The sequence below is a fragment of the Sphaerisporangium dianthi genome (genome assembly GCF_042654065.1).
Taxonomy (GTDB): Bacteria; Actinomycetota; Actinomycetes; order Streptosporangiales; family Streptosporangiaceae; genus Sphaerisporangium; species Sphaerisporangium dianthi.
In genome coordinates, this window is the sequence record NZ_JBHSFP010000012.1 from 101,856 (window position 1) to 115,361 (window position 13,506).

11 protein-coding genes are annotated in these 13,506 nt (G+C 72.0%); 9 read left to right on the plus strand and 2 right to left on the minus strand.

Features of this window, described 5'->3' with window-relative positions:
- Positions 1-84 precede the first annotated feature (84 nt).
- A complete protein-coding gene (uvrB, locus tag ACFO60_RS19255; RefSeq protein ID WP_380841853.1) occupies positions 85-2,193 on the plus strand; it encodes an excinuclease ABC subunit UvrB in 2,109 nt (702 codons plus the stop codon).
- A gap of 341 nt (positions 2,194-2,534) precedes the next feature.
- Positions 2,535-3,149: a DUF4126 domain-containing protein gene (locus ACFO60_RS19260; RefSeq protein ID WP_380841855.1), complete on the plus strand. Its 615-nt coding sequence runs from the start codon at positions 2,535-2,537 to the stop codon at positions 3,147-3,149.
- Between the two features lie 95 nt (positions 3,150-3,244).
- On the opposite strand, the gene ACFO60_RS19265 is transcribed toward ACFO60_RS19260, so the two are convergent.
- Together ACFO60_RS19265 and ACFO60_RS19270 are read right to left on the minus strand one after the other, a co-directional pair.
- Complete coding sequence (locus ACFO60_RS19265) at positions 3,245-4,384, minus strand: NAD(P)H-dependent flavin oxidoreductase (protein WP_380841856.1); 1,140 nt, start codon at positions 4,382-4,384, stop codon at positions 3,245-3,247.
- Positions 4,385-4,572: 188 nt separating this feature from the next.
- Entirely contained in the window at positions 4,573-5,478 is a 906-nt protein-coding gene (locus tag ACFO60_RS19270; protein WP_380841857.1) for a DapH/DapD/GlmU-related protein, read from the minus strand.
- A 153-nt stretch (positions 5,479-5,631) separates the two neighbouring features.
- Here ACFO60_RS19270 and ACFO60_RS19275 point away from each other — a divergent pair, with 153 nt between their 5' ends.
- The 7 genes from ACFO60_RS19275 (at position 5,632) to ACFO60_RS19305 (ending at position 13,484) form a co-directional block, all read left to right on the plus strand.
- On the plus strand, positions 5,632-7,302 hold the full coding sequence (locus ACFO60_RS19275) for a CTP synthase (protein ID WP_380841858.1): 1,671 nt from the start codon (positions 5,632-5,634) through the stop codon (positions 7,300-7,302).
- Complete coding sequence (locus ACFO60_RS19280) at positions 7,299-7,955, plus strand: NUDIX domain-containing protein (RefSeq protein WP_380841859.1); 657 nt, start codon at positions 7,299-7,301, stop codon at positions 7,953-7,955. Before ACFO60_RS19275 ends, ACFO60_RS19280 begins: the two co-directional genes overlap by 4 nt.
- 39 nt (positions 7,956-7,994) lie before the next feature.
- Positions 7,995-8,900 carry a tyrosine recombinase gene (locus ACFO60_RS19285; protein ID WP_380841860.1) on the plus strand — a complete coding sequence of 302 codons (906 nt, stop codon included), beginning with the start codon at positions 7,995-7,997 and terminating at the stop codon, positions 8,898-8,900.
- A 90-nt stretch (positions 8,901-8,990) separates the two neighbouring features.
- Positions 8,991-9,917, plus strand: a complete 927-nt coding sequence (locus ACFO60_RS19290; protein WP_380841861.1) for a ParA family protein — start codon at positions 8,991-8,993, stop codon at positions 9,915-9,917.
- Positions 9,918-9,962: 45 nt separating this feature from the next.
- Positions 9,963-10,865, plus strand: a complete 903-nt coding sequence (locus tag ACFO60_RS19295) for a segregation and condensation protein A (RefSeq protein WP_380841862.1) — start codon at positions 9,963-9,965, stop codon at positions 10,863-10,865.
- Positions 10,855-11,541 (plus strand): SMC-Scp complex subunit ScpB, encoded by a 687-nt coding sequence (gene scpB, locus ACFO60_RS19300; protein WP_380841863.1) that lies wholly within the window; start codon positions 10,855-10,857, stop codon positions 11,539-11,541. Before ACFO60_RS19295 ends, scpB begins: the two co-directional genes overlap by 11 nt.
- Positions 11,538-13,484: a pseudouridine synthase gene (locus tag ACFO60_RS19305; protein WP_380841864.1), complete on the plus strand. Its 1,947-nt coding sequence runs from the start codon at positions 11,538-11,540 to the stop codon at positions 13,482-13,484. The genes scpB and ACFO60_RS19305 overlap by 4 nt, the downstream gene beginning before the upstream one ends.
- Positions 13,485-13,506: the final 22 nt, after the last annotated feature.

The window sequence follows — 13,506 nt, forward strand, 5'->3', positions numbered from 1 at the left end:
GTGCCCGGGCGCCCGGGGCGCCCGAGTGGCCCGGCGGACTCGCGGCACAGGAATTGTCGGTGGCGGCGCGTAGGTTATGGAGGTGTGAGGCCGGTAACCGATTTGCAGCGCAGGGTGGCGCCCTTCGAGGTCGTCACCGACATGACTCCCGCAGGCGACCAGCCGGCGGCGATCGCCGAGCTCGAGCGGCGAGTGAAGGCCGGTGAGAGGGACAACGTCCTGCTGGGCGCCACCGGCACCGGCAAGACCGCCACCGTGGCCTGGCTCATCGAGCGGCTGCAGCGCCCGGCTCTGGTGATGCAGCCGAACAAGACGCTCGCCGCGCAGTTCGCCAACGAGCTCCGCGAGATGCTGCCCGGCAACGCGGTCGAATATTTCGTCTCCTACTACGACTACTACCAGCCCGAGGCGTACGTCCCGCAGACCGACACCTACATCGAGAAAGACTCCTCGATCAACGACGAGGTCGACCGGCTGCGCCACTCGGCGACCAACTCGCTGCTCACGCGGCGCGACACCGTCGTGGTCGCCTCGGTGTCGTGCATCTACGGCCTCGGCACCCCGCAGGAGTACGTCGACCGCATGGTCCGGCTCAAGGTCGGCCAAGAGATCGAGCGCGACCAGCTCCTGCGCCGTCTCGTCGACATGCAGTACGCCCGCAACGACCTGGCCTTCACCCGGGGCACCTTCCGGGTGCGGGGCGACACCGTCGAGGTCATCCCGCAGTACGAAGAGCTCGCCGTCCGCATCGAGATGTTCGGCGACGAGATCGAGAAGCTCGCGACGCTCCACCCCCTCACCGGCGAGGTGATCACCGAGGACGAGGAGCTCTACATCTTCCCCGCCTCCCACTACGTCGCCGGCCCCGAGCGCATGGAGCGCGCGATCGGCGACATCGAGACCGAGCTGGCCGCGTCGCTGGCCACGATGGAGAAGCAGGGCAAGCTGCTGGAGGCCCAGCGGCTGCGCATGCGCACGACCTACGACATCGAGATGATGCGCCAGGTCGGCACCTGCTCCGGCATCGAGAACTACTCGCGGCACATCGACGGCCGCGCCCCCGGCACGGCCCCCAACACCCTGCTCGACTACTTCCCCGAAGACTTCCTGCTGGTCCTGGACGAGTCGCACCAGACCGTGCCGCAGATCGGGGCGATGTACGAGGGCGACGCCTCGCGTAAGCGCACTCTGGTCGACCACGGCTTCCGGCTGCCCTCGGCGATGGACAACCGGCCGCTCAAGTGGGAGGAGTTCCTCGAGCGCATCGGGCAGACGGTCTACCTCTCCGCCACTCCCGGGCCCTACGAGCTCGGCCGCAGCAAGGGCGAGGTGGTCGAGCAGGTCATCCGCCCCACCGGCCTGGTCGACCCCGAGGTCGTCGTCAAGCCGACCAAGGGGCAGATCGACGACCTGGTCCACGAGATCCGCGAGCGCTCCGAGAAGGACGAGCGGGTCCTGGTCACCACCTTGACCAAGAAGATGTCGGAAGATCTCACCGACTACCTTCTCGAGCTCGGCATCCGCGTGCGCTACCTTCACAGCGAGGTCGACACGCTCCGCCGCATCGAGCTGCTCCGCGAGCTGCGCATGGGCGAGTACGACGTGCTCGTCGGCATCAACCTGCTGCGTGAGGGCCTCGACCTGCCCGAGGTGTCGCTGGTGGCCATCCTGGACGCCGACAAGGAGGGCTTCCTGCGCAGCGAGACCTCGCTGATCCAGACGATCGGGCGTGCCGCGCGCAACGTCTCCGGCCAGGTCCACATGTACGCCGACCGGGTCACGCCGTCGATGGAGCGCGCGATCGACGAGACCAACCGGCGCCGCGCCAAGCAGATCGCCTACAACGAGGCGAACGGCGTCGACCCCCAGCCGCTCCGCAAGAAGATCGCCGACATTCTCGACTCCCTTGTCCGGGAGGACGCCGACACCGAGCAGTTCCTCGGCGGCGGCCGCCAGCAGAGCCGGGGCAAGGCGCCGGTCCCCGGCCTCAGCGCCCGCCAGTCCGGCCAGCACGCCAAGGCCATCGCGGGCGAGATGCCGAGGGCCCAGCTGGAGTCGCTGGTCCAGTCGCTCACCGAGCAGATGCACACCGCGGCCGCCGAGCTGCAGTTCGAGGTCGCCGCCCGCCTCCGCGACGAGATCAAGGAACTCAAACGCGAAGTCCGCGACATGCGCGAGGCCGGCGTCCACTGACCCACCAAGCCGCATGATCGTCCGGCCCACCTGGCAGGCTGCCCGCCCGGGCCGCTCAGGGCCTCCGCACGGGTGTCTCCGTTCGGAGGCTCCGCATGGGTGTCTCCGCTCGGGGCCGCTGCATGGGTGTCTCCGTTCGGAGGCCGTGCACGGATCTCCCCGCTTGGGGGCCCTGTACGGGTTCTCCGTTCGGGCCCTGCACGGGCTTCTCCGCTCGGCTCGTGTCGGCGACAGGATAGTGAACGTGGGTTCGATTTCGGGGTGAGGCGCTTGGCTCCGGGAACGCTGGGCATCTGCTCATTCGTCTTCTCCATCGGAATACATGGAAGATGGGAGGTGCGATGCTCGCGGCGCTGACAGGTCTCGGGCTGTCCACCGCGGCGGGGCTCAACGCCTACATCCCGTTGCTGGTGGTCGGTCTGCTGGCGAATTTCACCGACGCCGTCCGGCTGCCGCACGACTACGCGTGGCTGAGCAACGGGTGGGTGCTCGCGATCATCGGGGTGCTGCTCGCCGCCGAGATGGTGCTCGACAAGGTGCCGGTCGTCGATCACGTCAACGACATGATCCAGACCGCGGTGCGGCCCGCGGCCGGTGGTGTGGTGTTCAGCGCCACTCAGGCCGCCTCCCAGCTCGACCACTCGACCTGGATGACCCAGAACCCCTGGGTGAGCTGGGTGCTCGGCGTCGGCGTGGCCCTGGCGGTGCACGTGATGAAGGCCACGGCCAGGCCGGTCGTCAACGTCTCGACGGCCGGTGTGGGAGCTCCGGTGGTGAGCACCGTGGAGGACGCCGGGTCGCTCGGCATGAGCCTGGTCGCCGTGTTCTTCCCTGTACTGGTCGTCGTGGCGCTGGTCGTCTTCGCCGTCCCCTCCTGGTGGGCGTACCGCCGCCTGCGCAGACGGCGCGCCCGCAGGGCCGCCTCCCGCCTCCAGCAGGCGTCCCAACCCTCGTAGCCGCGCTCACGCACCCTCGTCTCACGTCACCGGATTCCGGGCTGCCCGGGCCGTCCGCGGCCGGCCGGGCTCGCCGGCGGCCACGCGGCCGCCGGTCAGGAGCGGGTGATGCGCCCCAGGCGGTCGAGGGCCGAGGAGAACTCCGCGACCATCTCGTAGACCACCTGGCGGCAGGGCTTCACCTGGTCGAGCTGGCCGACGACCTGCCCGACGAAGGAGTTCACCAGCTCTCGCGCGCCCGCCTCGCCGTTCTCCGCCGCGTCGCCGATGCGGGCCAGCGCCCCCTCCGCCAGCAGCATCTGCAGCGGCATCGGCAGCGGGCCGGGGCTCTCGGGCGCCTCGTCCCACTCGGTGGTCCAGGCTGAGACGAGCTGACGCGCCGGCTTGCCGGTGCGAGAGCGGGACCGGACGGTGTCCAGGGAAGTGGCGGCGAGCATCTTGCGCTTGACGACCGAAGGCGTCTCGGCCTCGTCGGTGGTGAGCCAGACCGAGCCGCACCACACGCCCGACGCGCCCAGGGCCAGCGCCGCGGCCATCTGCCGCCCGTTCGCGACGCCGCCCGCGGCGAGCACGGGGACGGGCGCCACGGCGTCGACCACCTGCGGCACGAGCACCATCGTGGACACCTCGCCGGTGTGCCCGCCGGCCTCGGTGCCCTGGGCGACGATCAGCTCGGCGCCGGCGGCGACCTGGCGGCGGGCGTGCTCGACCGTGCCGACCAGCGCGGCGAGCGGCACACCCGCGGCCCGCGCCTTGTCGGACATCTCGGCGGGCGGCGGGCCGAGCGCGCTGGCGATCAGGCGGATCGGATGCCGGAGCGCGACGTCGACGAGGCCGGTGGCGCCGGAGTGCGTGACCCGGCGCCCGACCTCGTCGGCGTGGCCGCCGACCGAGCCGAGCGTGAAGCTCTTGCCCTTCCCCACGCGGTACTTGGCGAACAGGTGGGAGACGAAGTCGCGGTGGACCTCGGGGATGTGGTCCAGCAGCCGGGCGGCGGGGTCGCCGGCCGCCCTGTCGATCTGCCCGGGGACGAGCACGTCCACCCCGTACGGCCGGCCGCCCACCTGCCGGTCGATCCAGGAGAGCTCGCGGTCGAGCTGCTCGGGGGAGTAGGCGACCGCGCCCAGGACGCCGAACCCGCCCGCGTTGGTCACCGCGGCCACCACGTCCCTGCAATGGCTGAAGGCGAACAGAGGGAACTCGACGCCGAACCTGTCACCGATCTCCGTCCGCATGCCGCGACGGTAACCCGGCCGCCCGTCCCGGTCCAGGTCCGCATCCGGACGCCAGGGCCCGCGGCGGGCCGGGGCCCTGGCGGCGGGCGGCGGGCGCGCTGGAGGCGGCGGGCGGCGGGTGCGGGGCGGTCGGAAGCCGGGTGCCGGGCGGCGCGGGGGCCGGGCGGCGCCGGCTCCGGCGGGCAGGCTCACCCGGGGATCGGTGAGGAGATCTGCCCGGGAATCGGTGAGGAGAGGTGACCGGGAGCCGGTGCGGGCGACCGCCCGGGCACCGGGGAGGACGCCTTTCCCCGCGCCGGTGAGGGCGTCCGGCCGAGGGGCGGCGCGGGCGGGTGCCCGGCGAGGCCGCCGGGGACCTCGGAGCCGCCCTGGATGCCGTGGACGTCGGAGCCGCCATGGTCGCCGTGATCGTCGGAATCGCCGTGGTCGCCATGATCGTCAGGGTCGCCGTGAGCGGCGTCGGCGGGGGAGTGCCAGCCGGAATCGGGGGAGTAGCGGCGGACGATCCTGGCGGGGACGCCGGCGATGACGCAGTGGTCGGGGAACTCCCCGCGCACGACGGCGCCGCCGGCGACCACCGACTGCCTGCCGATGCGCGTGCCGGGCAGGATGATCGCCCCGGCGCCGAGCCAGGAGCCGGCCCCGATGGACACCGGGTTGTTGCGCGGCCACTGGCGGCCGATGGGCGTCTCGGGGTCGTCGTAGACGTGGTTCTGGTCGGTGATGTAGACGTACGGTCCCGTGAAGACGTCGTCGCCGATGTCGATCGACTGGTGGCCGACGATGTGGCTGCCCCGCCCGATGGAGCAGCCGCCGCCGATGCGGACGATGGAGTCGGGGCCGAGGTCGACGCCCGGGCCCATCCCGGCCGAGATGGACACGCGTTCCCCGACCAGGGTGTGGTCGCCGATCTCGATCCACGCCTCCCCGAAGATCGCTCCCTGCGGGAACGACAGGCACGCTCCTTCGCCGAGGCGGCGGAAGCGGTACCCGGAGGGAGTCTTGGGGGTGACCGCTCCGGTCGCGCGGATCGCGGCCCAGGCGCGGTGAACGAGGCCGCTGAAGATCCGACGTAGTGCATCACGGGGTGACATAACCGGAAAAGTTACCGCTTGGTTAGCATGCTGGGAACGGACCCCCAGGGCCGTTCGGGCACTTCGCGAGCGTCCTTTGATATTCTGAGAGCCCGTGGACACGAGGTCGCCCGTCGGACGGCCACGATCAGAACGGACCACGGGAGACCCTCCTTGCGCAGCGCCGCAAACACCAAGCATCTGTTCGTCACCGGAGGCGTCGCCTCCAGTCTCGGCAAGGGGCTGACCGCCTCGAGTCTGGGGCGTCTGCTGAAGCTCCGCGGCCTGCGGGTCACCATGCAGAAGCTCGACCCCTACCTCAACGTCGACCCCGGCACCATGAACCCCTTCCAGCACGGTGAGGTGTTCGTCACAGACGACGGGGCCGAGACCGACCTCGACGTCGGCCACTACGAGCGGTTCCTGGACACCGAGCTGCACGGCTCGGCCAACGTCACCACCGGCCAGGTGTACTCCAACGTGATCGCCAAAGAGCGGCGCGGGGAGTACCTCGGCGACACCGTCCAGGTGATCCCGCACATCACCAACGAGATCAAGGACCGCATCCGCGGCATGGCCGCCCCCGACGTGGACGTGGTGATCACCGAGGTCGGCGGCACCGTCGGCGACATCGAGTCGCTGCCCTTCCTCGAGGCCGTCCGCCAGGTCCGCCACGAGGTCGGCAGGGACAACGTCTTCTTCCTGCACGTCTCGCTCCTGCCCTACATCGGCCCGAGCGGCGAGCTGAAGACCAAGCCGACCCAGCACTCGGTCGCCGCGCTGCGCAGCATCGGCATCCAGCCGGACGCCATCGTCTGCCGCTCCGACCGTCCCATCACCACCTCGCTCAAGCGCAAGATCAGCCTCATGTGCGACGTCGACGAGGACGCCGTCGTGTCGGCCATCGACGCGCCGAGCATCTACGACATCCCGAAGGTCCTGCACTCCGAGGGCCTGGACGCCTACGTCATCCGCCGCCTCGGCCTGCCGTTCCGCGACGTCGACTGGCACGAGTGGGACCAGCTCCTGCGCCGGGTGCACCGCCCGGCCAAGGAGGTCACGATCGCGCTGGTCGGCAAGTACATCGACCTGCCCGACGCCTACCTGTCGGTCACCGAGGCGCTGCGCGCCGGCGGGTTCGCCTGCGACGCGCGGGTCAACATCCGCTGGGTCAAGAGCGACGACTGCGAGACCCCCGAGGGCGCCGAGCGCGAGCTCGACGGCGTGGACGGAGTGCTCATCCCCGGCGGCTTCGGGGTGCGCGGCATCGACGGCAAGGTCGGCGCGATCCGGCACGCGCGCGAGCGGCAGGTCCCGCTGCTCGGCATCTGCCTGGGCATGCAGTGCATGGTGATCGAGGCCGCGCGCCACCTGGCCGGCGTGGAGGAGGCCAACAGCACCGAGTTCGACCCCGACACCGCCGACCCGGTGATCAGCACCATGGCCGACCAGGAGGACGTGGTGGCGGGCGAGCGCGACATGGGCGGCACGATGCGGCTCGGCCTGTACCCCGCCCGGCTCGCCGAGGGGTCGATCGTGCGGCGGCTGTACGGCGCCGCGACGGTGAGCGAGCGCCACCGTCACCGCTACGAGGTCGGCAACGCCTACCGCGAGCCGCTGGAGCAGGTCGGCATGGTGTTCTCCGGCCTTTCGCCCGACGGCAGACTCGTCGAGTACGCCGAGCTGGACACCGATGTCCACCCGTTCTTCGTCGGCACCCAGGCGCACCCGGAGTTCCGTTCCCGCCCGACCCGGTCGCACCCGCTGTTCCGCGGCCTGATCGACGCGGCGCTGACGTACGCCGACGTGCGCGAGAGCGTCACCAAGGCCGGGCGGGGCGCATGAGCGTGACCTCCGGCGACACGCCGAACGGTGAGCTGACCCGCGAGGACGTCCGCGACGTGCCGGCCTCCTGGGAGGTCCGCGGCGGGAAGACGCGCTTCGAGGCGCGGGTGATCACGGTGCGCACCGACACCGTGGTCATGCCCGGCGACGAGGTCGCCGACCGCGACTATGTCGTCCACCCCGGCTCGGTGGTCGTCCTCGCGCTCGACGACGACCACCGGGTGCTGCTGCTGCGGCAGTACCGGCATCCTGTGCGCAAGCTGTTGTGGGAGCTGCCGGCGGGCATCCGCGACGTCGCGGGCGAGCCGCTCGCCGAGTGCGCGGCGCGCGAGCTCGCCGAGGAGACCGGCTACCGGGCCGGGACCTGGCAGGTCCTGCTGGACACCTACTCCTCGCCCGGCATGTCGGACGAGCGCGTCCGTATCTTCCTGGCCCGTGACGTGGCGCCGATCCCGCAGGAGGAGCTCGCGTTCGTCCGCCGGCACGAGGAAGTGGACATGCCGGTTGTATGGGTTCCCCTGCTCGATGCCGTGCAAAAGGCGCTGAGCGGAATGATCCACAATGGACCCGCCGTCGCAGGTATTCTCGCCGCGTACGCCGCATTGCCGGACGGCTTCACCACCCTGCGTCCCGCCGACGCCGAGGAGGCCTGACAGGAGGTCCCCCTGAGCGCCCACGCCGACGCCGAGGCCGTGTCCGCCGCCTATCTCGACCACCTCGCCGTGGAACGAGGGCTGGCGGTCAACACGCTCACCTCCTACCGGCGTGACCTCGGCCGCTATCTGGAGCACCTGCGCTCGCGGGGGCGCCCGTCCCTGGCGGAGGTGGCCGAGGCGGACGTGGAGGCGTTCCTGGCGGTGTTGCGCGAGGGCGACGAGCGTCATCCCGCCCTGGTCGCCAGCTCGGCGGCCAGGGCCGTCTCCGCGGTGCGCGGGCTCCACCGGTTCGCCGTCCGCGAGGGCGTCACCGCGCACGACCCCGCGCGCGAGGTCCACCCGCCGAGCAGGCCGCACCACCTGCCCAAGGCCATCGGGGTGGCCGAGGTCGAACGGCTCATCGCCGCGGCCGGGCCCAACGACGCGCCGCTCACCTTGCGCAACCGGGCCCTGCTGGAGGTGCTGTACGGCACGGGCGCGCGCATTTCCGAGGCGGTCGGGCTGACCGTGGAGGACATCGAGGCCGAGCGGGTGCGGCTGCGCGGCAAGGGCGGGCGCGGCCGGACCGTCCCGCTCGGCAGGTTCGCCCGCGAGGCCCTCGGCGCGTACCTGGCGAGGGCGCGCCCGCTGATCTGGGCGCAGGGAGGCGGCACCACGGCGCTGTTCCTCAACGCCCGCGGCGGGCGGCTCACCCGGCAGGGCGCCTGGGAGGTGCTGAGGTCGGCCGCCGAAAGGGCGGGGCTGACCGGTGTTTCGCCTCACATGTTGCGCCATTCGTTCGCAACTCACCTCCTGGACGGAGGAGCGGACGTTAGGGTTGTCCAGGAACTGCTCGGCCACGCCTCGGTGGCGACCACCCAGGTCTACACACTGGTCGGCGTCGACAGGCTCCGTGAGGCGTACGCGGCGGCCCGACTGCGGGCCGATCGTCCAACTTCATAGCTTCCGGGCGCGTCGCCTTGCCGCTTACGTGCCCACCCCATAGTGTCCGTCCGGACGGTCCGGTTCGGGGCCGTCAGGGAGGTTCAACTGGTGACTGCGACCACAGACGCTTCTATCCGGGAGGTTCCCGGTGCCCCCGACGGTGCCTGGAGCGACACCAGGAGCGAGGGGATCCTCGGTCCCACCGGCCGGCCGCGTCCCGTCTTCCCAGACCCGGTGCCGCCGACCACGCACGGCCCCGCGCGGGTCGTGGCGATGGTCAACCAGAAGGGCGGCGTCGGCAAGACCACCACGACGATCAACCTCGGCGCCTCGCTCGCCGAGTGCGGGCAGAAGGTCCTGCTCGTCGACTTCGACCCGCAGGGCGCGCTGTCGGTCGGCCTCGGCATCGACCCGCGCCCGCTCGAGGCGACGGTCTACGACCTGATCATGGAAGAGAACGACGTCACGGCCGAGGACGTCCTCCTCGCCACCAGCGTCGAGGGCATGGATCTCCTGCCCAGCAACATCTTCCTGTCCGGCGCCGAGATCCGGCTGGTCAACGAGGTCGCCAGAGAGTACGCCCTGGGCCGTTCCCTGGAGCCGTTGCTCCCGCACTACGACATCTGCCTCATCGACTGCCAGCCCTCGCTCGGCCTGCTGGCGGTCAACGCGCTGACCTGCGCTCACAGTGTCATGGTGCCGCTCGAGTGCGAGTTCTTCGCGCTGCGCGGCGTCGCCCTGCTCATGGAGTCGATCACCAAGGTGCAAGAGCGCCTGAACAAGAACCTCGAGATCGACGGCATCCTCGCCACCATGTACGACCCGCGCACCCTGCACGCGCGCGAGGTGCTCCAGACGATCATGCAGGGCTTCGGCGACAAGGTCTTCCACACGGTGATCAACCGCACGGTCCGGTTCCCCGACGCCACCCTCGCCGGAGAGCCGATCACCCAGTTCGACCCCGCGTCCATGGGCGCCACCGCCTACCGCGAGCTGGCCCGCGAGGTCCTGGCCCGCTGGTCCCTCGCCCAGTGAGCGTGGTCCCGCGCGGCGGCGGCCGTCGTGCGGGACAATGGGCCGGTGATCCGAGAGCAGTCGACCGCCCAGGCCAGGCCTGACGCCTTCCAGGTCCACCTGGAGGTCTTCGAAGGCCCCTTCGACCTGCTGCTCGGGCTGATCTCCAAGCACAAGCTCGACATCACCGAAGTGTCCCTGCACCAGGTGACCGACGAGTTCATCGCGCACATCCGCTCCCGCGGCCCCGAGTGGGATCTCGACCTGGCCAGCCACTTCCTGCTCGTCGCGGCCACGCTGCTCGACCTCAAGGCCGCCCGCCTGCTGCCCACCGGCGAGGTCGAGGACGAGGAGGACCTCGCGCTGCTGGAGGCCCGCGACCTGCTGTTCGCCCGCCTTCTGCAGTACCGCGCCTACAAGGAGGTCGCGAAGGTCTTCGCCGGCCGCATGGCCGACGAGGCACTGCGCTTCCCCCGGTCGGTGCCGATGGAGCCGCAGTTCGCCGGGCTGCTGCCCGAGCTGGTGCTCGGCATCGGCCCCGAGCGGCTGGCCAAGATCGCCGCCCGGGTCTTCACGCCCAAGGTGGCGCCGTCGGTCTCCACGGCCCACATCTACCAACCGGTCGCCAACGTCCGCGAGCAAGCGGCTATCCTTGTGCAGCGGCTCCGGCGCGTGCGCACCGCGACGTTCCGGGCCCTGACCGCCGACTGCGCGGGCACCTTCGAGGTCATCGCACGCTTCCTCGCCGTCCTCGAGCTCTACCGGGAGGCCGCGGTCTCCTTCGAGCAGATAGAGCCCCTCGGAGATCTGCACGTGACCTGGACGGGCGCCGACGACGGAGACGTCGCGGTGGTCGACGACTACGACGAGGACCTCGCGGGCGACCGCGACCGGCAGGGCGCGGACGCCCCGCAAGGCCGGCCGCACGCCGAGGACCAAGAGAGCGAAGATGCAGCCGATGAGTTCTGAAGGCGGGCGCGTACCCGGCGGCGAGCCCGTCCCGCCGAGCCAGGCCTCCGGGCCCGGCACGCGGGCCACGGGCGAGTTCCCGGGGTTCGAGGCGCGCCTGCCGGGCGGCGGCGACGCCGCCGGCGTCGCGGCCGAGCCCGGCCTGCGGGCCTCCCTGGAGGCCATCCTGCTCGTGGTCGACGAACCGGTCGCCGAGGTGACCCTGGCACAGGTGCTCGAACGCCCCTCGCGCGAGATCGCCGAGGCGCTGCGGGCCCTGGCGGCGGAATACACCGCCTCCGGCCGGGGTTTCGACTTGCGGGAGGTCGCCGGAGGCTGGCGTCTCTACACGCGCGCCGAGTGCGCCGCGGTGGTGGAGCGCTTCGTCCGGGACGGGCAGCAGGCCCGTCTGACGCAGGCCGCCCTGGAGACCCTCGCGGTCGTGGCCTACCGCCAGCCGGTGAGCCGCGCGAGGGTCGCCGCCGTACGAGGCGTCAACAGCGACGGCGTCATGCGCACGCTGGCGGCGCGCGGGCTGGTCGAGGAGGCCGGCACCGATCCCGAGAGCCAGGCGGTGCTCTACCGCACGAGCTCGTACTTCCTGGAGAGGCTGGGGCTGCGGAGCCTTGATGAACTGCCCGCGCTCGCCCCGTTCCTCCCCGACGACGTGGAAACCCTAGAGGAGCAGCAGAAGTGAACAACAGGCGTGGTACCCCGTCCGGTGATGGACGCGGTCGAGGACGCGGTGGCGCCCCCGGCGGCGCCTCAGGCTCCCGTGGAGGGGCCGGAGCCCGTGGCGGCTCCGGCGGCGGCTTCAGGAGCGGAGGCGGCCCGCGAGGAGGCGCTCAGAGCGGCTCTCGCGCGCGATTCGGCAGGCCCGGCGACGACCGTGGCGGCTCCTTCGGCGACGACCGGCGGAGCTCCTTCGGCGACGACCGCCGCGGTCCCGCCCGTGACGATCGGGGGGGCTTCTCGCGCGGCGACGACCGCCGGGGTTCGTCCCGTGACGATCGGGGCGGCTTCTCCCGTGGCGACGACCGCCGCGGTCCCGCCCGTGACGATCGGGGGGGTTTCTCGCGCGGCGACGACCGCCGCGGTCCCGTCCGCGATGACCGGGGCGGCTTCTCGCGCGGCGACGACCGCCGGGGCCCTTCCCGTGACGACGACCGCCGCGGCTCGTTCCGCGACCAGCGCGGCGGGGCGTACGGCGACGACCGGCGCGGCTCCTTCGGCGACGACCGCCGCGGTCCCGCCCGTGACGATCGGGGCGGTTTCTCGCGCGGCGACGACCGCCGCGGTCCCGCCCGTGACGATCGGGGCGGTTTCTCTCGTGGCGACGACCGCCGCGGTCCCGCCCGCGATGACCGGGGCGGCTTCTCGCGAGACGACCGCCGGGGCTCCTTCGGCGACGACCGGCGCGGCTCCTCCCGCGATGACGACCGCCGGCCCCCGAGGGCCGACGACCGCGGGCCCTTCCGCGCCGGGCGCGGCGGGTCCCGAGACGGCTCCGGCAGGGACGACGCCTTCCGCGGCCGTCCCGCCCGCGACGACAGGCGTTCCTCCGGCCAGGCGGCGGGCGCGACCCGCGGCCGTTACGGGCGCGACGACCGGCGTGACGAGGTGCAGACCATCGGCGGCTCGCTCGACGGCTCCCGGGGCCGGTACGGCCGCTCGGAAAGCGGCCGGGCGCAGGAGCGCTACCCTCGCGGCGGCGCCATGGCGGGCCGCGGCAGGACCGGCCGTGACGGAGCGCCCACGGGTGCCGGCAAGGCCACGCGCGGCGGCGCCCCCGCCGGGCGCGGACAGGCCGCCCGCCCCGGGCGCGGCGGCGCGTTCAAGACCTCCCGCCAGCCGGTGCGCGACCCCGACTTCTTCCCCGCCGGTTACACCGACGAGCGCGACACCACCGAGGTGCCGGACGGCATCCGGCTGCAGAAGGTCCTCGCCCAGGCCGGCGTCGCGGCGCGCCGCACCTGCGAAGAGCTGATCGGCGAGGGCCGGGTCACCGTGGACGGCCAGGTCGTCCGCCGGTTCGGCGCCCGCGTGGACCCGGCCAAGCAGGTCATCCACGTCGACGGCAAGCGCATCCCCACCGCCCCCGACCTGGTCTACTTCGCGATCAACAAGCCGATCGGCGTCGTCAGCACCATGTCCGACCCCGAGGGACGCCCCTCGCTGGCCGACTACGTGGTCGACCGCACCGAGCGGCTCTTCCACGTGGGGCGCCTGGACACCGAGACCGAGGGCCTGATCATCCTCACCAACGACGGCGAGCTGGCCCACCGGCTCACCCACCCGAGCTTCGGCGTGCAGAAGAAGTACTGGGCCAAGGTGCCCGGGCCGATCCCGCGCGACCTGGCCCGCCGTCTGAAGAAGGGCGTCGAGCTGGAGGACGGCCTGGTCAAGGCCGACGAGTTCAAGATCGTCCAGGAGCACGGCCAGCAGGCGCTGGTCGAGATCGTCCTGCACGAGGGCCGCAAGCACGTCGTCCGGCGGATGCTCGAAGAGGAGGGCCACAACGTGATCGACCTGGCCCGCATCGAGTTCGGGCCGGTCAAGCTCGGCCGGCTCAAGCCGGGCACGATGCGCGCGCTCTCCCTCGTGGAGGTCGGCGAGCTTTACGCCACGGTGGGAATGTAACCTGGCGGGAAGTGAAGCACGA